The 19,207-nt window shown below is 56.0% G+C and carries 16 protein-coding genes; 3 read left to right on the forward strand and 13 right to left on the reverse strand.

The annotated features are described in order from the left end of the window. Nucleotides 1-98: 98 nt before the first annotated feature. From soil367_RS10250 to soil367_RS10270, 5 genes are all read right to left on the reverse strand, one after another. The gene (locus soil367_RS10250) at nt 99-1,385 is read right to left on the reverse strand and encodes a porin family protein (protein ID WP_136549021.1); all 1,287 of its coding nucleotides are present in this window, start codon (nt 1,383-1,385) and stop codon (nt 99-101) included. Further along, nucleotides 1,378-2,451 (reverse strand): P-loop NTPase family protein, encoded by a 1,074-nt coding sequence (locus soil367_RS19030; protein ID WP_246065253.1) that lies wholly within the window; start codon nt 2,449-2,451, stop codon nt 1,378-1,380. The genes soil367_RS10250 and soil367_RS19030 overlap by 8 nt, the downstream gene beginning before the upstream one ends. Beyond that, the gene (locus soil367_RS10260; RefSeq protein ID WP_136549022.1) at nt 2,448-3,974 is read right to left on the reverse strand and encodes an XrtA system polysaccharide chain length determinant; all 1,527 of its coding nucleotides are present in this window, start codon (nt 3,972-3,974) and stop codon (nt 2,448-2,450) included. The genes soil367_RS19030 and soil367_RS10260 overlap by 4 nt, the downstream gene beginning before the upstream one ends. 71 nt (nt 3,975-4,045) lie before the next feature. Continuing rightward, the gene (locus soil367_RS10265) at nt 4,046-4,672 is read right to left on the reverse strand and encodes an XrtA/PEP-CTERM system exopolysaccharide export protein (RefSeq protein ID WP_136549023.1); all 627 of its coding nucleotides are present in this window, start codon (nt 4,670-4,672) and stop codon (nt 4,046-4,048) included. Nucleotides 4,673-5,062: 390 nt separating this feature from the next. Further along, nucleotides 5,063-6,475, reverse strand: coding sequence for a TIGR03013 family XrtA/PEP-CTERM system glycosyltransferase (locus tag soil367_RS10270; protein ID WP_136549024.1), 1,413 nt, complete (start codon nt 6,473-6,475; stop codon nt 5,063-5,065). A gap of 483 nt (nt 6,476-6,958) precedes the next feature. Here soil367_RS10270 and tviB point away from each other — a divergent pair, with 483 nt between their 5' ends. Then, nucleotides 6,959-8,236, forward strand: coding sequence for a Vi polysaccharide biosynthesis UDP-N-acetylglucosamine C-6 dehydrogenase TviB (gene tviB / locus soil367_RS10275; protein WP_136549025.1), 1,278 nt, complete (start codon nt 6,959-6,961; stop codon nt 8,234-8,236). 169 nt (nt 8,237-8,405) lie between these two features. Here tviB and soil367_RS10280 read toward each other — a convergent pair whose 3' ends face one another. After that, nucleotides 8,406-9,050 (reverse strand): PEP-CTERM sorting domain-containing protein, encoded by a 645-nt coding sequence (locus soil367_RS10280; protein ID WP_172962327.1) that lies wholly within the window; start codon nt 9,048-9,050, stop codon nt 8,406-8,408. 639 nt (nt 9,051-9,689) lie between these two features. Here soil367_RS10280 and soil367_RS10285 point away from each other — a divergent pair. Then, nucleotides 9,690-11,318 (forward strand): FAD-binding oxidoreductase, encoded by a 1,629-nt coding sequence (locus soil367_RS10285; protein WP_246065254.1) that lies wholly within the window; start codon nt 9,690-9,692, stop codon nt 11,316-11,318. Nucleotides 11,319-11,423: 105 nt separating this feature from the next. Continuing rightward, nucleotides 11,424-12,293, forward strand: a complete 870-nt coding sequence (locus soil367_RS10290; RefSeq protein WP_136549028.1) for a PEP-CTERM/exosortase system-associated acyltransferase — start codon at nt 11,424-11,426, stop codon at nt 12,291-12,293. 329 nt (nt 12,294-12,622) lie between these two features. On the opposite strand, the gene soil367_RS10295 is transcribed toward soil367_RS10290, so the two are convergent. From soil367_RS10295 to lpxK, 7 genes are all read right to left on the reverse strand, one after another. Continuing rightward, the gene (locus tag soil367_RS10295; protein ID WP_136549029.1) at nt 12,623-13,444 is read right to left on the reverse strand and encodes a THxN family PEP-CTERM protein; all 822 of its coding nucleotides are present in this window, start codon (nt 13,442-13,444) and stop codon (nt 12,623-12,625) included. 453 nt (nt 13,445-13,897) lie between these two features. Further along, nucleotides 13,898-15,382 (reverse strand): bifunctional 2-methylcitrate dehydratase/aconitate hydratase, encoded by a 1,485-nt coding sequence (locus soil367_RS10300; protein WP_136549030.1) that lies wholly within the window; start codon nt 15,380-15,382, stop codon nt 13,898-13,900. A gap of 177 nt (nt 15,383-15,559) precedes the next feature. Next, nucleotides 15,560-16,588, reverse strand: a complete 1,029-nt coding sequence (murB, locus tag soil367_RS10305) for a UDP-N-acetylmuramate dehydrogenase (protein ID WP_172962328.1) — start codon at nt 16,586-16,588, stop codon at nt 15,560-15,562. A 20-nt stretch (nt 16,589-16,608) separates the two neighbouring features. Beyond that, nucleotides 16,609-17,121 (reverse strand): low molecular weight protein-tyrosine-phosphatase, encoded by a 513-nt coding sequence (locus soil367_RS10310; RefSeq protein WP_136549031.1) that lies wholly within the window; start codon nt 17,119-17,121, stop codon nt 16,609-16,611. Then, the gene (gene kdsB / locus soil367_RS10315; RefSeq protein ID WP_136549032.1) at nt 17,118-17,888 is read right to left on the reverse strand and encodes a 3-deoxy-manno-octulosonate cytidylyltransferase; all 771 of its coding nucleotides are present in this window, start codon (nt 17,886-17,888) and stop codon (nt 17,118-17,120) included. Before kdsB ends, soil367_RS10310 begins: the two co-directional genes overlap by 4 nt. Nucleotides 17,889-17,938: 50 nt before the next feature. Next, a complete protein-coding gene (locus soil367_RS10320; RefSeq protein WP_136549033.1) occupies nt 17,939-18,127 on the reverse strand; it encodes a Trm112 family protein in 189 nt (62 codons plus the stop codon). Nucleotides 18,128-18,189: 62 nt separating this feature from the next. After that, the gene (gene lpxK, locus soil367_RS10325) at nt 18,190-19,206 is read right to left on the reverse strand and encodes a tetraacyldisaccharide 4'-kinase (protein ID WP_136549034.1); all 1,017 of its coding nucleotides are present in this window, start codon (nt 19,204-19,206) and stop codon (nt 18,190-18,192) included. Nucleotide 19,207: the final 1 nt, after the last annotated feature.

A 19,207-nucleotide genomic window follows, 5' to 3' on the forward strand; every position in this document is an offset into this window, starting at 1 on the left:
CCAATAAAAGCTAAAGCAATTGTTTTTATAAGCTGGATCAATACAATAGCTGAGCGAGAACAGTAGCAAAACGGGAAACTACCCCAAGATCACACAAACTACCTGAGATTGTAGTTCACAGTCGCCGCGATAAAGTTCTCGCTGTATTCGGCAGCGTTGCCGGATGACGCTGATTGGGTCTCATGACCGACGTCGAGGCTGAATGAAAGCCGGCTGGTTCGGGTATAGCTCAGGCCCAGCAAAGCGGCATACTCATTCGCCGTTGCCTCGTCCGGGAAGAACTCCTGGCGTTCGTACCTGAGCGTGCCACGTGCCGACAGGGCACTGTTCAGCGCTTTGCTCAGGCCTATCTGGGTACCAACAATCTCTTCCATCTCATCTGAGCCAACGTAGAGATGTTCTTTGTAATAGACATCTGCGTTTACGCCGTAGCCGTTTCGCAGCAGAGTATTCCCGCCGACGGTAAAGCTCGTCATCTCGACGGCCTGGGACTGGTCGAAAGTGAAGCGTATGTCCCCAAATGCGATCTCAACATCACTGGCCTGGTCAGTAATATCGCGGGATACGCTGGCGAAGACACTGCCATTGTCCAACTGATGAGTCGCCTGGGCGCTCCAGACTATGCCCTCTTCTTCACTGAGCCGGCCGTTCACATCTCGCTCAAGACTCGTGACACCAATATTCCCCGAAAAAAACGTACGGGAGATACGTCGACTCATGCCCACTCGGTAACTGGTTTCTTCCAGGGTCTCGCCGCTGTCATACTCGGCGTCTGAGTACGTGGCGCTCAACCAGCCCTGCATAACCGGCGAGAAAGAACGTTGCAGTCTGGCATCAGCCACCCAGCGCTCGTTATCGCCGGATTCTGTTTCTTCGTAGGTGGTTTTGCGCCAGTCGAGGCTGGAAATAAAACTGGTGAGTTCGGTCAGCGGGAGCACCAGTTGGGGTCCCGTGGAGAAGACATTACGCCGTTCCCGGTTAGCGGCCGTGTTGGTCCCACGATTGCTCTGCGAGGCTTCGCGCAGAGAGTCGCTGGCCCGCCAGCTCAGATAGGGCGCAATCTCGCAGTCGCCGTCCCAGTCCAACTGAGCAGAGACCTGATTATCAAGCGTCTCATTTTTGTAGATCAGGTAGGCAAACTCGGACTGGAGCGCCGAATTACACTGACCCGGATCCTTTACGTGGGCAATACGGACACCCGGACGATACTCAAAATCTGACTCAGCCTCATCATCGTCGGCCTGGCGCATGTTGTCCGAGTAACGCACTGTGGTAAACAGATCCACAGTGACCGGGTCGGCCATTAGATGAGACGAATTAAAAATAGCCCCCAGGCCACTGACCAGCACAAGCGGGGCTGCAGCTGAAAGACGACTTCTAAGCATTAAGCACAGCCCCCACAAACTTGTCCCGGGGGAAAGCGCGCGCGGCGTCCTCTACCTGGCCTGGCATAACCCGTCCGTGGGGTACTACCAGTAACGCGTAGTCACAAACCTCGGCAAGGATGCGGGCGTCGGGCGAATCAGCTACGCTGCTGGTGTCCAGAATAATGTAGCGGTCCGGATAGCGGCGGCGAATAGCTTGCAGAAACTGCTTCATACGAAATGACGTGAAGAACTCCGACGGCGACTCGCGCCGCGTACCGGCTGGGATCAGGCGCAAGCGCGGGATGCCGGTGGGATAGATAACGCGGGCGATATCGTAATCGGGGTCTTCCAGAAAGTCCGTCAGGCCGCTCTCTGGCATGATGTCCAGTAAAGAGTGAAGGGTCGGCTCGCGTAGATTACAGTCGATCAGTAGTGCGGTTTTCGCTTGGTCAAACGCAAAAGAAGCCGCGAGGTTCAGGGCCATGAACGATGTACCCGCACCGGGTGTTGAGCCGGTCACGACCATGGTGAAGTTATTACCCCCGCTCACTTCTAGCAGACGTGTCCGTAGGTCCCTGAAGCGGTTTACGGTCTTACGGTCAGGCGAGTCAGGGTAGATAATTCTGCGCTCGTCAAGATCATCCGGCGTCAGCCGACGTGGCTCCTGCATGCGGGTGATCTGTTTACTAATGACATAGCGATCAACCGTGCCAATACCCATTTCCATGGAGCTGGGAACGAGAAGCCGGGATTCGTCAGATTCTCTACCTGCGCCGGCCCTGTTAGAGGGCGGTTGATTGTCGCCCTGCCCTGATCTGCTCGAGGAACTGGCTTCAGTTCCTGCTGGCTCAGCTCCGGCCTTTTGTTCCGGTTCACCAGCACGGGCATCGGCTCGCAACCCGTCGTCTCCTTGCGGCTCCGGGTCAGGACTCATCTGGTAGCGCTTGTCTATATTCAAGCCCGACTCCGGATCGGTCGCTCCTTTTCGTGTCGATTTGGCGTTCGCCTGATCGGGGTCAGGGCGCCCCTCCCGCTTGGGTAAATCTTCGACGTTTGACTTGGATTCCGGGCCGAACTTTCTCATCCGATCACTCCTGTGAGTTGGAGGACAACAATCGCGATATAGCCGGCGACCACCGCCAGGGCAGCAAATCCAAGCAACCAGAAGCTTCCCTTTCGCTTGCGGCGCTCGTATGGCGTTATCACCTGCGGAATCTCGCCTAGTACGGGAATGCTGTAGTTTTCCTGCAGTACCTGTCTCGAGCGCACACGCGGGTCGACTTGAAGCAGTCCTGCAGCCAGGCCGAAAGGCGCCAAAAGCCCAAGCAGCAGCCCCGCCGAGGCGAACTGTTCAAACTGTATTCCGCTGGGTTTCGTCGGGTAGCGTGGCGATTCCTGAACCTGATAGGTGACGCCCTGGGCTTCGCGGTCGAGGTTAACCGAAAGGCGGGCCCGCTCGCGGCGGCGCAGGAGATCATTGTATATGGACCGGTTGACTTCCATGTTGCGGGTCAGGTCAGCCAGTTGCGCCTTGTTGGCCTGAATTTTCTGCATCCGCTCCAACTCGCTAGCGAGCAGATCTTTAAGTGCACTTATGCGCGTTTGAACTTGCTCAATATTGGCTGTGACCGAAACTAGCTCGCCTTTCAGCTGCTGATAGAGAGGGTTTGAACTGGCACTTTGTGATCCGCCCTCACTAAAGTATTCACCTGTCTCTCCACTGTCTCGGCGTCGCTCAAGCTCTGCGATCTGGCTCTCCAGGCTAACGACGTCAGGGTAAGTGTCATGATACTGAAGGCGAAGATCGTCCAGTCGCTGGCGCAGAGAGAAGATACGCTGATCTATCCGGCTGCGGGTTACTTCAGCAGAGATATTTTCACCAACACCGCCTAGCTGATTGTTAAGTGACTCTTCCTTTGCGCGCAGTTCCTGCAACTCCAGTTCAGCCAATTCAATCCGGCTGCGAACGGACGCGATCTTGCTCGTCGCCTCACTCTCGGACCCTTCCGTGTTCACCGAAAGAAACTGTTTGAGACGCTCTTCAGCCGCCGTCAGCTCTTCTTCATAGGCTCTTACCTGGCCGTCGATGAATGTGTACGCGCCACGGCTCTCCTCACGGTTACGCTCGTTAATCAGCTCGATAAAGCGCTGCCCGAGAAGCTGCGCTCCGACAAAGGCGTTATTGGGCTCCGCGTCTCGAAACGCTATAGCCAGATAACTTTGACCCCGGGCGCCAACACTGAAGCTCGCGCGAAGCCTGTTAACTCGTGCGGCTACGGTGTCTTCATCCGCCTCGCTCGCCCCCGAACCGAAGAGCCGCTCATTTTTGGCAAGCACAGACATGGCTTCGTGAGTTGCAAGAATCTCTCGGGCGTTGTTGACGACGTCTCCCATCTCAACAGACTCAGCAGCACCTTCCATCAACGACTCGGTAATCCCGGTCTGATCGACATAAATGATAACTTCCGACTCGTACTTGTAGGGATAAACAAACGCCACGATAAGAACCGCTGCGCTTATCAAGGCGAAGATGAAGAAGCTAAGCCACCGGTGCGACTTTATTTCGCGTAGCACCTCGGACGGCAGTTGAGAAAGTGGCAGTGCCATCGTTCAATCCCTCAGAACTAAGACTTTGAATTTCTTGTAGCAGGGCGAAGTGGTCTTTGACGCTGAACCAATCAGAACAGACGCTCTGGTACAGTGAGGATATCGCCCGGATGCATCGAATAGTTGGTCCTGACATCACCTTCGGTAAGAATTGCCTCCACATCAACAGGAATCGCGACCACGCCTCCCTGATGCTTGCGGTAAAGCCGTGCCTGGTCCCCTTTTGCGAACTCATTGAGACCACCCGCATTCAGCACCATGTCCATGACGGTCATGCCTTTGCGATAGGGAACCGAAAGCGGACTCTTGACCGCACCGGTTACACGTACACGGTCAACAAACTCATTACTGCCCATGCTGGCAACGATGACAGTGACTTCCGGTTCCTTGATATAAACCGACAGCTCTTCCTTGATGTTCTGTGCCAGCTGCTCGGGGCTTCGGCCGGCTGCCTGAACATCACCTACGAGCGGTGCGGAGATCTTGCCGTCCGGGCGGACGGGAACGTCGACGCTGAGGTCCGGATTACGCCAGACGCTTATCTTTACAACGTCCGTGGGGCCGATGATATAAGCCGCCGCATCGGAAGGACTGCTGGTAAGTGCAGCATTGATCTGATCACTATTGGATACCGGGCGATTCATACAGCCCGCCAGCAATCCTGCGAAAAGCACTACTAGAACAGTAATCCGTACCATCAACTAATCCTCATTACGCTTGAGTCCTCGACTGATTCGCGAGGCTGTATCTACGGGTCCTGCCTTGAGGTGTATGTCAGGAAGTATTGCCCGCCCGCACCTTTCGCGAAGTCGGGAAACCGCTGACCAGGCCGGCACCTCCGACTTCAGAAGCTGAACCCTGCTTCCTGAATGGCCATTATCCACGGTTTTGCTACAGTTTCACTGAATTCACCGCAGGATGTTCGATCCGTAATAATACGCTTTTACGGCCGGAAACGCCTGCATGGAAGGGACGCAAATGCCATATCTGGCGGCATGGCCCTGATAGAAAAGGCCGTTCGGCCCGTTATGGGCTTTATTTCCCACACCAGGCTCAAACCACCCAAGCTCATCTCATCTGTACTGCGATTAATGTGCGCCTTTTTTGAAAAGCACAACCTCAACTGTCTGGATGATGATCATGAGATCCAGCAGCAGGCTCTGGTTCTTGATGTAGTACAGGTCGTAACGAAGCTTTTCGCGGCTGTCCTCTTCGTTATCGGCGTAGGCAAAGCAAAGCTGCGCCCAACCGGTAATGCCGGGTTTGACGCGATGGCGCTCATTGTAAAACGGGATTTTTTCAGCCAGTTGCTGAACAAATATGGGCCGCTCTGGCCGAGGCCCGACAAACGCCATATCGCCTTTCATGACGTTGAATATCTGCGGAAGCTCATCAATGCGGACTTTCCGGATGAACGCGCCTACCCGGGTCACACGGTCATCGTCCTTTCGCGCCCAGACGGCTCCGCCTTTCTCGGCATCAGTGCGCATGGAGCGGAACTTGTGTACATAAAAGGAACGACCATTAAGCCCTACCCGCTCCTGATTGTAGAAAATCGGCGCTTTCCAGCCGTCCTCCAGCTTGATACCCAGCACAGTCAACGCCATGAAAGGCCAGGTTACCGCAAACAGTGCGAGGCTCGCGGCCAGGTCAACGGCGCGTTTTCCCGCGCCTGCTACTGACGACAGCGAGAAACCATCCGAGAACACCAGCCAGCCGGGGGTGATCATTTCCAGGGCAACTTTGCGGGACTCACGCTCGTAGAAGCTGGCCCCATCCATTACCCGGATTCCTTCCATCTTGCATTCAAGCAGTTCGTCCAGCGGCAGCCCCTTACGCCGGTCGTCCACTGCGACGACAACCTCGTCCACTTTGAGGTCCCGAATGAATTCGTGCAGGGAACCTCTGACGCTGAGGATCCGGCGGGACGGAACCACAGACTCGGCTTCATTGCCTGGGATGAAGCCCACGAGAACAAAGCCTTTGCGATTCATCGGAGTGCGGAGATCTTCGAAAATCCGGTGTGCGCTTTTGCCAGCCCCGTAAACCACTACCCTGCGCTTGAATGTTTCCTCGCCGGTTACGCCAAAAAACAGGGTACGGGTGATACCCAGCAGGAAGAACCCAAAAACCGAGGCTGACGCGAGAACGCCATCGCCATTGAGATACCAGAGCCAGTCTGGCCATATCAGGTATGCCATGATTGCCAGCGGCAGACTCAGGACCAGGCCAAGTATGGTTCTCAGCATCATGCCGGAAATGCCTTCTTCCACCCGAGACTGATGTACGCCAAGCGCCATCATCACGAAGAGGTTGGCCACCGCGAAAACCAGTGCTGACGGGAAAACGTAGAACCAGTCCGCCTGGAGCAACTGCCATTGGCCGAAGTACCTGAAAAACGCGGCGATGTGAAAAGCCCCTGCGAGGACGATCAGGTCCAGCAAGCCGAGGATAGCGAAAGGCAAGTGGATGTAGTGCCTGAAAACCCGGACGTGTGCCACGTCTACTCCTTGGATTTCGGTAATTGGAAAGATCTGGCGACGGCAGAGCTCACGACGCAGTCCTCGTGCTCACCCCTCGTGTTCACCCCTCGTGATCACTACAGGTGCGCGCGGATCGGGCAGCCGGACTCAAAATGAATCTGAACAGGATTCGCCATGGGAAAGGCCAAGATTGTACGGCAAATTCGATTGTTATCAATGTAGTCTAAGATCCGCTATCGCACAGGCGATCAGCTATCACCGTAATGCAGGGGTGCTGGCTAGCACTTTTGCTGCATTAACCAAGGCGCAGGCTGCACCACCCTGCACAATATGGCTGGCGTGCATTTTAGCCAGAAAATTAGCCAGAAAAGCACTGGCCGGGCCGCGACGGCATCTCGTCAAGCAGGACGCGTTCAGGCAGAATATCGGCCACATGATCGGCCCGTGGAAACACACATAATGCCGATGAACATTTAATGAGGTTCGCTGACGGGAGTAGCAATGAGAACTCTGAAGGATGTACGCATTGGCATGATCGGCCTCGGCTATGTCGGTTTGCCGCTCGCGGTGGAGTTTGGCAAGCAGTTCCCGACCGTAGGTTTCGATATCAGCGAGAAGCGGATCCGGGCGCTCCAGGCGGGCCATGACACGACCCTTGAAGTTGAGGATGACCTGCTCGCCGCCGCGAAGCACCTGCGCTTCAGCTCAAACCTGAAGGATATCCGCGACTGTAATGTCTACATTGTGACGGTGCCAACGCCGATCGACAGCTTCAAAACGCCAGACCTGCGCCCTCTGCAGTCGGCATCCAACGCTGTCGGACAGGTGCTCAACAAGGGCGACATCGTTATTTACGAGTCCACGGTTTACCCCGGCGCCACCGAAGAAGTATGTATCCCGATACTGGAAAAAGTTTCCGGGCTTTCTTTCAACCAGGACTTCTACGCCGGCTATAGTCCGGAGCGAATCAATCCCGGCGATAAAGAGCATCGCGTGACCAATATTCTCAAGGTCACCTCGGGCTCCACCCCTGAAATAGCCGACTTCATTGACAGCCTCTACCAGTCCGTCATTACCGCGGGCACGTTCAAGGCGACATCCATCCGCGTCGCAGAAGCTGCCAAGGTAATCGAAAACACCCAACGCGACGTCAATATCGCACTGATCAATGAGCTGTCATTGATCTTCGAAAGGCTGGGCATAGACACGCTTGAGGTACTTGAGGCGGCGGGCACCAAATGGAACTTCCTGCCTTTCCGGCCCGGCATGGTCGGCGGGCACTGTATAGGCGTCGACCCCTATTACCTCACCTATAAGGCCCAGTCGGTTGGCTACCACCCGGAAATGATTCTTTCCGGGCGCCGCATCAACGACAGCATGGGCAGTCGCGTTGCTGAACGGGTCATCAAACTGATGACCCGCAAGCGCGTTCAGGTTGTCGACTCGAACATCCTCATACTCGGCCTGACATTCAAGGAAAACTGCCCCGACATACGCAACACGCGGGTCGTGGACCTGGTCAAGGAATTCGAGTCATACCACGCTAACGTTGATGTGTACGACCCTTGGGTCAATGCGGAAGAAGTCCGCGAAGAGTATGGCTTCGATGTGGTCAGCGAGCCGCGCAAGAAAACCTACGATGCAGTTATTCTCGCCGTGGGTCACCGCCAGTTCCTGGAAATGGGCGCTGAAGGCATACGCGCGCTGGGCAAAGACGCCCATGTATTGTTCGACGTGAAATACCTGCTGCCAAAAGACGCAGTCGACGACCGACTCTGAGAAGTTTGCCCTCCATAACAGAAGAACCCATGACCGAAATCATGGGTTCTTTTGAAACCGCACTACGGAGCCAGGAGGCTCCGTAACTGTTTAAGGACAACTAAATAGCTGGTTAAGCACAACTAAATAGCTCGGTTAGCACAACTAAAAGGCAGAACTTCGCCTTTTTTCAGCTTTTGCGGTTACGTGACAGTCCCAAACCGATCAATCCCAAACCCAGCAGAGCGAGGGAGCCGGGCTCGGTGACCGTGGCTACGTCTGAAAGACCGACAACCAGGTCGTTGAAGTCCTGGTCGCCGTTCGGCACGTCTTCAAAGGCAACCACGAAGTCATAGCCATTCTTTGCATTTGGCAGATCATAGAAGCCAGCGACGTCAATTCCACCGTTGAGCGACTTGTCCGAGTACCAGATGCTATCACCGCGCTTGAGGTAAAAGCCGAACAGGGTGCCGAAGTCAGCCGCTTTCTCTACGCCATCGGCCCAAACGCTACCGTTATCCTTGAACACCAGGGTTACGCGGTCAGAACTCGGCGTATCCGAGCCAGCGAATACTTCGAACTGGTTAGTGAAGTCACCACGCTTGAAAAGACCGAAGCTATTGTTCGCGGCGAACCCTGCATTTTCGAGAATCAGGCCGGCAACGATGTCGTCTTTTTCGCCATCCGTATCGGTTAACTGGACATAAGCGCCATGATTGTCCCGGACGTCTGGGTAACTCGACAGTACGTCGTCCAGAATAGGTGCGGCGCTAGCGAAATGGGCGAAGCCCAATGTGAGGGCCGCGGATAGCGCCAGCTTGTTGATTTTGTTCATACTACTACTCCTGAATACAACTGAGTGATGGACGAACATCCTGTAAGCATTTACCGTGCCACATTAACTTTAATAAACAAAACAGCGGCCTACGTCGCCCAACATTAAACTCTTGTAAGTTTTCCTGACAGCCATGCCAGGGCACTGCCAACCCTGTCACTCAACAATGTTGATGGCGCCCACGCGCGGCCAACTCCCTCACCCACACCTTTGCGGCGTCGGCAACTCTACTCAGCAATGCCTGCCGCCCCGACCCACGATCTCGCTCACCAGCTCGGACCGAACACGGGCGTATCTGCCTGCCGGATACCCTTCGTTTCACATTACATATATGAGCTACGTTTTTTGCTTCGGAAGAAACTGGGGGCAAATATATGTATTAAACAAATGCATATATATTTCATCCGATGTTAATAATAAATAAAATTTAACTTATGTTACATCTGCAAAGGCCGCGTAAGTTACACATAACCATATGTTTTATATGGATTTATTTATTTTAAGATCATTTCTTTTATTAACCTTCACGGGTACGCGAGCTCTTACCCCCTCGTTTATACTTCTGTTCCTGGCGACGCATGTCGATTTTTAAGTGTTTCCTCTGGTTTTCCTTTTAGCCCTCAACACCCGGGTATGCTTGTGCACAACAACAGTTCCCTCGATTCTGCAATAGCCGAATGGAAAGCCATGCTGGGCGACCGGGCAGTAGTGCGCGCAGACGAAGGTGATTTTGGCGCCAGCACAACGGGCGCGAAGCGCGCCATTCCCGTTGTAATAAAACCTGACACCTGCGAGCAGATCCCCGAGCTGCTCAAGATTGCAGCGCACCATGCGGTAAGCGTCTATACCATCAGTACGGGGCACAATTGGGGTTATGGCAGCGCCAATCCTGTAAAGAACGACAGCGTGCTACTGGATCTCTCGAAGCTGGACCAGATAGTCGACTTCGACGAGGAACTCGGCGTAGTAACGGTTGAGCCGGGGGTCACGCAGGAAAAACTGAGACGATTCCTCGATGAACGCGATGCGCACTACCTGGTTCCGGTAACCGGTGCGGGACCGCACTGCAGCATTCTCGGCAACGCGCTGGAGCGTGGCTACGGCATCACCCCTATTACTGACCATTTCGCGGCGGTTACCCGAATAGAAGCCGTCTTGGCGGATGGGCGAATCTATAGAACGCCACTGAGTGAACTGGGCGGGCCTGAAGTTGACGGACTTTATAAATGGGGGATAGGCCCCTATCTGGATGGTCTGTTCACCCAGGGCAATTTTGGCGTTGTAACCCGCATCACCCTCGCGCTTGCCCCCGCTCCTGAAACGCTCACCGCATTCTTCTTCTCGACTAAAGACGACAAATTGCTGGAAAAGCTGGTACCCACCGTCCGCGAGGTGCTCCGCGCCCTTACGGGTAATGTCGTCGCGATCAATCTGATGAATCGTCAGCGCATGCTGTCCATGATGGCTCCTTTTCCTGAGACCCAGGCCGTGGATGGCGTTTTGCCCGCAGAAGTTGTCGATGCGCTCGCCGAAAAGTACAGCGTTACTGCCTGGAACGGTGTTGGGGCCATCTATGCTAGCCGCGACGTTGCCAAAGCTGCGCGCCGAACTTTGCGACGCCTGCTGGGCCCGGTAACCGACCGCCTGGTTTTCGTCAATGCTCGCAAGGTTGCACTTGCGCAGAACGTTGCACGCCTGGTTCCCGGCAAGTTGAGCACACGCATTCGCAGCCTGGCAGATGCTTTGGCCGGTGCCCTGGATATCATGAATGGTCGGCCGAATGACGTAGCATTGGCCCTGGCTTACTGGCGCTCGGGCCACAAACCCGAGCCCGGAGTGGCAAAAGATCCGGCGCGGGATGGTTGTGGACTCATCTGGTTCGCGCCTCTTGTGCCGATTCGCGGCAAAGACGCCCGCCGCTACGTTGAGATCATCGAGCGCGTCTGTCCCGAATACGGCATCAACCCCCTGATCACACTCACCACGCTAAACGACCGCTGTTTCGATTCTACCGTCCCGCTTCTTTTCGACCGCAACGACCCGATTGCCACGGACCGCGCCAACGCCTGTTATCGGGCGCTGTTCGCCGCATGCAGTAAAGAGGGCTTTCTGCCCTACCGCCTTAACGTCGACTCCATGGATTTACTGCCAGACAAGGAGTCAGTTTTTTCAAGCCTTACCCAGCAATTGAAAATCGCCGTTGACCCCGGACAGATACTTTCACCCGGACGCTATGTAGCCGTCACGTCCGACCGGAGTCCTGTATGAATCACTTTTTCTTTCATCCGCGCGGTACGCCGGACGTCTCACAGTGAGCGGCGCCTTTTTAACCAACAGGGAATTCCCAACCGGAAAATATATCGAGGATCAACCATGAACAAACAGCTACTTCTCACCAACAGGGAGGCACCTAACCCGGAGAACCACTCCGCAGAAGATGTAAGTGCGGTGTTCAACGCGGCTTTCAGTGTAGAGCTGGCAACAACGCCCGCCGCAATAAATGAGGTGCTCGAAGTTCGGTACCAGGTCTACTGCATCGATCGCCCTTTTGAAGATCCCGCTTCGTTTGCGGATAAACGCGAACACGACCTGTACGACCCCCGCTCAGTACATGCATTGATTCGACACAAAGCGAGCGGCGACGGTGTGGCTGCAGTGCGGCTTGTGCTCCAGGGCGACGACCCCGCGTCCCGCTTCCCCATGGAAGGCCCGTGCCTGGATCAGATGAGTCCCGCTGCACGGAAACGCGTATGGAACACACCGCGAGATCAGGTCGCTGAGATTTCCCGGCTGGCCGTCAGTCGTGAGTTCCGCAAACGTCTGAACGAGCAGGAGTCCACCTCGGGCTTGAGCGACTTCGTCAGCTATACCGACACTGATGGCGGACGTCGGGCAATGCCCTACATAAGCCTCGGTCTTTTTGCCGCTATTGTGCAGATGTCGGTGAAGCACGGTATCACCCATTGGCTGGCCGCTATGGAGCCAACCCTGCTGAGACTGCTCAAACGCTACGGTATTTCGTTCGATCATGTTGGACCAACCGTTGATTATCACGGACGCCGGCGCCCCGTTTTTAGCAGTGCCGGTTCGCTTCTAGAGGGTATCCGTGAGCAGCGCCCCGATGTTTGGGCATTGATAACTGATTCAGGTCGCTTTGTGCCTGGGCAGGTCAAGCCGCGCCAGTTGCTTCCCTCGCGAACGCTGTTTCCTATACACAACCCAGGCCATGCGCTGGTCGCGTAAAACCTGATCACGGATACCCAGATCGTAGCGGTAGAAGAACCAGAAAATATTCAGATAATGCTCGTAAAGAATTCCGACAGACCAACCAGGCTCCCAAGCCAACCTGCGGACAGCGCTGAGCTCGAACAAGAGTTATCTGAATAGATTCAAGCTATAGAGACGGCCAGCCAGCCACTGATGTTGGCTATTTGCACCATTAACCCGAACGTCGACGGGTTTTTACTGTAAATCAGTGGTTTATTTCTGTTAAAAGTAAGGGCGGCATCTGCCGCCCTTACTTTTTTCTTACCTTGCTTCTTTGTACCTTAACCCCGCCATTTCAGGGTGGCTCAGGCGTGCCATTTGCGACGCGAGAGACCAAGGCCTACCAGGCCGAGGCCGAGCAGGGCCAATGTTCCCGGTTCGGGAACACTTACGCCAACCTGATCGCTCTCGATACGGAACCGCGTGTTGAAGTTATTGGTTTGATTCTCCTGGGTGAGAAAGCCGATACAGCCGTTGGGGGCGCCTGCAGCTGCACAGGATTCATTCATCAACTCACCCAGCCCCACGATTTCGAGAAATACGGTGTAGCTGTAGTCGTCAATGGTGAAGCTCTCAGCCGCAATCTCATAGTTATCGCCAACCTGCATGCCGCCGAGATCGTCTACATTGCCCAACGTGAAGATATCATCGCACACGGACTCTGACTGGCTTACACACTCGCCGTTCTGGTTACGGGTCTCAGTGAAATAGCTCTGAAAGCTGAGAGGCAAAGCACCCAGCGTATCACCCGCCGGGTCGACCGGCGTCAGCGTCAGGGCGGTATTCAGGTTGAAGCTCGTCAGCGCACTGTCCGTATCCGGGATCGGCGAGTTATCGTGGGTAAAAGTGCCGCCCATAACCGCATCGCCGTTGGTCATAAGCCCATCCGCGCTGTCGACTTCCGGCGTAATGCTGATGCTGCTGTTGACTGTGGTGCCCCATGTCAGGGTGCTGTTCGTGCCATTGACGGTGACCGAGCCATCGCCTTCCGATGCGGTAAAGTCGGTGAACGAGTTATCGACCTCATAACCCCATTCCACGATCTGTGCCGCGCCAGCGGATTGAACCCCCAGTGCAAATGGAAGAACCAGTGAGGAAAGCAGAATTTTCCTGGAAGTAAATTTCATTTGTCGAAGCTCCTGAGTCTTTGGCTGAATGTCCGTTTCCCGCCCACTTCGTTGGAAGTGACTTCAAGTACATCAACGGTATGACATACGTAGCATCACCTATACCAGTTTCAGAGGTGCATGATTTATATCGTTTTTTGACCCATTAAAATGACTTAACTTATTGATGCGTAAGCATTTCCGACGATTTAGAGAACCAGTTCACGGTGCTTGCAGGTCATGTAGTAATTTGCGGCATATTACCCGTTCGACCAAAGTCGTATTCAACGGCGAATCGACACCTTTCAAGCCAGTTACGACCCAAAAAAAGCGCTAAGCCGATGCGCGACTGAATTTTTTCTGTCAAAAATTTCGACGGGGCGTGCCGGCGTTCAGCGTTCATGCGCGGCCCCCACAGGCAGGAGCCGCACCTTATCCTGAGCGCGGGACACTGGATGCGGGCGATAAAGCAGGTCAGATTACAAACAGGCCAACAAACTCGTGCACTGGTGTGTCCCTCAGTCTGTTCTCGTCTTTACACAAGGTGTATATCTCATCGGCCCGGCCTTGGGGGAAGCGAGTCGCCAGATTGGTGCGGAATTTCCTTTCGAGCATGGGAATGCCGTCTTTGCGACGACCGCGGTGACCAATTGGGTATTCAACCGCCACCTGTTCCGTTGACGAGCCATCGGTAAAAAACACCTGAATGGCGTTGGCGATAGAGCGCTTGTCAGGCTCCAGATACTCGCGGGTGTAGCGCGCATCTTCGATGACTTCCATCTTGGCCCGGATCTCGTCAATGATGGGGTTATCGGCGTGAAATTCATCTTCGTAGTGTTCGGCTATGAGGTTTCCGAATATAAGCGGCACCGCGGTCATGTACTGGAGGCAGTGGTCCCGGTCTGCCGAGTTGGCCAGCTTGCCGCGCTTGGAAATAATGCGGATGGCCGACTCATGGGTTGTCAGCACGATACGTTCTATCTCATTAAGGCGATCCCTGACCTGGGGGTGAAGGATAACCGCGGCCTCTGCGGCTGTCTGCGCATGAAACTCCGCCGGAAAGGCCACTTTGAACAGGATGTTCTCCATAACATAAGTGCCGAAGGGTTGCGGTAGCGAGAACCGGCACTGATCCGCCGGCTTGAGCTTCTGATCCTTATTGGTCTTGCTGAACAGCACATCGTAAAAACCCCACTGGGGTGCTGTCAGCGCGCCAGGGATGCCCATTTCCCCCCGCATGGCGATGTCAGCCAGTCGCACGCCCCGCGAGCTGGCGTCTCCGGCAGCCCATGACTTGCGTGACCCCGCGTTCGGCGCATGCCGGTATGTGCGCAAAGACTGCCCGTCAACCCAGGCATGGGAAAGCGCCGAAAGCAGCTGTTCGCGGCTGGCGCCCATCAACTTTGCGACGACGGCTGTTGTGGCGACCTTCACCAATACAACGTGGTCCAGGCCGACCCGATTGAATGAGTTCTCCAGCGCTAATACGCCCTGGATTTCATGAGCCTTGATCATGGCCTCGAGCACAATTTCCATCGTGAGCGGCGCTTTGCCCTCGGCTACACGTTTCTGGGAGAGATGATCGGCTACCGCGAGGATACCCCCCAGATTATCCGAGGGGTGGCCCCACTCGGCGGCGAGCCAGGTATCGTTGTAATCGAGCCACCGGACGATGGAGCCGATGTCCCAGGCTGCCTTGACCGGATCCAGCCTGAACGAGGTGCCCGGAACGCGAGCTCCGTGGGGTACCGTTGTGCCCTCTACCAGAGGGCCAAGGTGCTTGGTACATTCCGGGAAGCGCAGCGCCAGCAGGCCGCAGCCGAGTGTATCCATAAGGCAGTTGCGTGCGGTATCGAAAGCTTCCGGGTTGTGGATTTCATAATCAAGCACATAGTCTGCAATGCTCTGCAGGACCTCGTCGTAATCCGGGCGGTCGTTGCTTTCTACGTTAGCGCTCATAAGGCAGAAGTCCTTTTGCTGGTATATGAAGGCTCAAGCTGGCTTTTAGCGTTACCAGGCAGGCGTATCTCAGGAGCCACCGTGACGAACGTGGGCCCTTCCCATACGCTACGGTACGGCCCGGAGGTTGTCTACTTGGGCAAAAGCGTCGAGAGCGGGACGTATTGGAAAGCCAGATCAGGGCAGGATGCGGGGTTCGATCTCAAGCAGAACGCCATAGCGGTTGTACACGTCGTCCTGGATGCGCTGGGCCAGGTCAAGAATCTCTTTGCCCGTGCCCCGGCTGTGATTCACCAGGACCAGGGCCTGATGCCGGTGCACCCCTACGTGAGCTTCGTGGTAGCCCTTCCAGCCGCACCGGTCAATGAGCCAGGCTGCCGCCAGCTTCATTCCCTGCGGGTCCGTGAAAGCGACAATACCGGGCCATTGCTGACGCAGTTCCTCAAACTGGCGGTGGCTGACCAGCGGATTTTTAAAGAAGCTGCCAGCGTTGGGCAGGGACTCAGGGTCGGGCAACTTACTGCGGCGTAGCGCCATGACGGCCTGGGCCACATCAAGAGCCGTCAGATGCTCTGCAGAACTTGCGCCAACGGCGTCGGCCAACCCCTGATAGGACAGTTCCAGGGCACGGTTGCGGCTGAGTTTAAGCCGCACCTGAGTAATAAGGTAGCGGCCAGCATTCTGTTTGAAGAAACTGTCCCGATAGGCGAAGCGGCAAGCCTGACAGTCAAGCCGGCGTATTTCGCCTGAGGTTAGTTCCATCACTTCGACGTCCACCAGGGTATCTGCCAGCTCCACGCCATACGCGCCAATATTCTGGACCGGGGCGGCGCCGACCGTGCCGGGTATCAACGCAAGGTTTTCAATTCCGCGGTAGCCCATACTCGCAGCATAGATAACAGCCTGGTGCCAGTTCTCCCCCGCCTCAAGCACGAGGATAGCGTCGTCTTCGTGCACTTCGCACCAGCGTCGACCGCGGAGAGCGACATGAACGACCAGCCCGGGCAGGTTATCCTTGAGTACGATGTTACTGCCGCCGCCCAGAATTTGTAGCGGCAGCCCTTCAGCCCTGGCCCATGCTCGCAGCGCTGTGAGATCTTCCCGGCTATTGGCGCTTGCAAAGTGACGGGCGCTGACGCTGATACCCAGGGTGTTATAGGCTCTCAGGTCGATGTTTTCGCGCACGAGGCCAGCACCTTCGCGCACGAGACCAGCACCGCCGTTCCTCAAAGTGAGCGGCCCCGCATTTTCAAACGTTCGGGATAAGCCTGGTGGATGTGTTCGAGCAGGCCGCGGCTGGCGCTTTCGACCAGGTCGAAGACAAATGAGAAACCATCAGCGCCGCCAAAATACGGGTCAGGCACCTCATCAACTTCAGCGTTTTCGGCAAATTCAAGAAAAAGCCGAACCTCTGCCCGGGTTGAAGGTGGCCGTATCGCCCGCAGATCGGAGAGATTTCTGCGGTCCATCGCTACGATAAGGTCAAACTGCTCAAAATCATCAGGAGACACCTGGCGGGCACGCAACTGACTGAGATCGTAACCGCGGCCCTTGGCTTCAGCTACGGCACGCTTGTCCGGAGGCAAGCCAATGTGCCAGTCCCCGGTTCCGGATGAATCCACCTCTATCTGATCATCGAGCCCCGCCTGCCTGACCATGCTTTCGAACACACCATGGGCCGTGGGTGAGCGGCATATATTGCCCAGACAGACAAAAAGAACCTTGATCGGCTGGCTCATAGCCCCTCCTCGAGTCTGCTCCTCACCCGGGCGAGGTCTTCGGCCGTATCAACACCCGCGGGAGGCTTGTGGCGAGCAATGTCAACATGGATTGTGGCGCCGTGCCACAGGGCCCGTAGCTGCTCGAGGGATTCACTACGCTCGGGCGGCGCGGGCTCCCAGCTGACAAAGTCGCGCAACAGAGAGACCCGATACCCGTACAGGCCGACGTGACGGTACCAGTGGATGTCCTTGGGCAGAGACTCGCGTCCTTCGGGGCTCATGAACGCCTCGCGAGCCCAGGGGATCGGTGCCCGGCTGAAGTACATCGCCCGGCCCTGGCTATCAAATACTACCTTGACGACATTGGGATTGAACACCGCCTCGATATCATCAATCCGTTCGCATAAGGTCGCGATACCTGCCTCGGGATGAGCATTCAGGTTCGCCGCAACCTGATTGATAATGCCCGGCGGTATCAGGGGCTCGTCCCCCTGGACATTCACAACAATGTCGTCTTCCGCGAAACCCAGGAGGCTCGCAACTTCTTCAAGCCGGTCGGTACCGGATAAATGGTCGGCAGCCGTCATGACCACTTCAGCGCCGAAGCCATGGGCCGCTTTCTCGATTCGACGATCATCCGTCGCGATCACGACCCTGCTTGCCTTACTCGCGCAGGCCCGGTCATAGACGTGCTCGATCATTGGCTTGCCAACGATATCTATGAGTGGCTTGCCCGGCAGCCGCGTGGAAGCGTAGCGGGCGGGAATAACAACAACAAAGCTCATGACCTTTCCCTGACTAGGCTGGCAAAAGGGTTTCGATGGCCTCGAAAAACTCAGCGTTTGGAAAGACGCTCATCCGTGGTTAGCGTTCGCGCCTCGGAGGCCAGCATGACCGGTATGTCGTCCCGGATGGGAAAGGCCATGCCATCACCCCGGCAGATGAGCTCTGACTTTTCGCGGTCGTAGATGAGTTCACCCTTGCACAAAGGGCACGCGAGAAGACTGAGTAGCTTTTTGTCCATGTCGAATACTCGTTGCGGTTTCTGAAACAGGTAGGTATCGGGAAAAAGATAGGACAAGCCTATCAGGTCGCGGTTTTAAGTGTCTTCATCAAAAGCTGTTCCAGCGCTTCTTCCGGCGCCGCGGCAACCTCCAGCACCCACCAGTTCGGGCGCGCAAATGACTCGCATTTGACGCTGTCCTTGGCCGTCATCACCACCGGCAGGCCATCATCGACGATGTCTGCCGCGCTAAACCGATGATGGTCGGGAAAGACATGTTCACTTACCCGGACACCCAGCGCCTCAAGCGTCTTGAAAAAGCGAGACGGATTGCCAATACCGGCAACGCCGTGAACGGTCTGGCCCCGAAAATAGTCCGGCGCCTGAATCTCGCCTGACAGCAGATGACGCATACGCTGTGGCTGCAGGCTCATCCGGAAAAATGCCGGGGCGTGCTGCCGGATTGCGTCAAAGCTGGGGTGCCAGGGCTCACCATTGACTATCACGGCGGTGGCAGAAGCGAGTCGCTGTAATGGTTCACGCAGCGGCCCCACTGGCAGAAGTGCGCCATTGCCGGCGCCTCGTGCGCCGTCAAACACCGCCAGCTCGATGTCCCGTGCCAGGCGGTAGTGCTGCAGCCCATCATCACAGACCAGTATATTGCCAAGCCCTTCTGCCGTCGCCCAAGCGGCGGCACGCGCCCGGTCAGGGTCCACCACGACCGGCACCTGGCACTGGCGCGCCAGCATCAGCGCTTCGTCACCACACGCCATGACATCGGTCGTGGGCGTGACCATGAGCGGCGCGTTCTTGGCTGCGCCGCCATACCCGCGGGTGACGATGACGGGGCTGTAGCCGTGGCGGCGCAGTACCTCTACCAGCCAGGCGGTGAGTGGCGATTTCCCGGTCCCACCGACCGTAATGTTGCCAACCACAACAACGGGCAACGGACTTTGGTACTGGTTGCCCGGTAGTGCGAACCTGTCGCGCCGCCGCCGGGCCAGTGCGCCGAACAGGGCACTGAAGGGTCGCAGGCCAAGTGGTGCCTGCTGGCGTTGGTACCAGAACCGCTCAACCCAGGCTGTGAGCTTACCGGCCACC

The sequence above is a fragment of the Hydrocarboniclastica marina genome (assembly GCF_004851605.1).
Lineage (GTDB): Bacteria > Pseudomonadota > Gammaproteobacteria > Pseudomonadales > Oleiphilaceae > Hydrocarboniclastica > Hydrocarboniclastica marina.

What these genes read in the sequence shown, in the direction of transcription:
- soil367_RS10250 (WP_136549021.1), bottom strand. Translation starts at nt 1,385, where the DNA reads ATGCTTAGAAGTCGTCTTTCAGCTGCAGCCCCGCTTGTGCTGGTCAGT.
- soil367_RS19030 (WP_246065253.1), bottom strand. Translation starts at nt 2,451, where the DNA reads ATGAGAAAGTTCGGCCCGGAATCCAAGTCAAACGTCGAAGATTTACCC.
- soil367_RS10260 (WP_136549022.1), bottom strand. Translation starts at nt 3,974, where the DNA reads ATGGCACTGCCACTTTCTCAACTGCCGTCCGAGGTGCTACGCGAAATA.
- soil367_RS10265 (WP_136549023.1), bottom strand. Translation starts at nt 4,672, where the DNA reads ATGGTACGGATTACTGTTCTAGTAGTGCTTTTCGCAGGATTGCTGGCG.
- tviB (WP_136549025.1), top strand. Translation starts at nt 6,959, where the DNA reads ATGAGAACTCTGAAGGATGTACGCATTGGCATGATCGGCCTCGGCTAT.
- soil367_RS10280 (WP_172962327.1), bottom strand. Translation starts at nt 9,050, where the DNA reads ATGAACAAAATCAACAAGCTGGCGCTATCCGCGGCCCTCACATTGGGC.
- soil367_RS10290 (WP_136549028.1), top strand. Translation starts at nt 11,424, where the DNA reads ATGAACAAACAGCTACTTCTCACCAACAGGGAGGCACCTAACCCGGAG.
- soil367_RS10295 (WP_136549029.1), bottom strand. Translation starts at nt 13,444, where the DNA reads ATGAAATTTACTTCCAGGAAAATTCTGCTTTCCTCACTGGTTCTTCCA.
- soil367_RS10300 (WP_136549030.1), bottom strand. Translation starts at nt 15,382, where the DNA reads ATGAGCGCTAACGTAGAAAGCAACGACCGCCCGGATTACGACGAGGTC.
- soil367_RS10310 (WP_136549031.1), bottom strand. Translation starts at nt 17,121, where the DNA reads ATGAGCCAGCCGATCAAGGTTCTTTTTGTCTGTCTGGGCAATATATGC.
- kdsB (WP_136549032.1), bottom strand. Translation starts at nt 17,888, where the DNA reads ATGAGCTTTGTTGTTGTTATTCCCGCCCGCTACGCTTCCACGCGGCTG.
- soil367_RS10320 (WP_136549033.1), bottom strand. Translation starts at nt 18,127, where the DNA reads ATGGACAAAAAGCTACTCAGTCTTCTCGCGTGCCCTTTGTGCAAGGGT.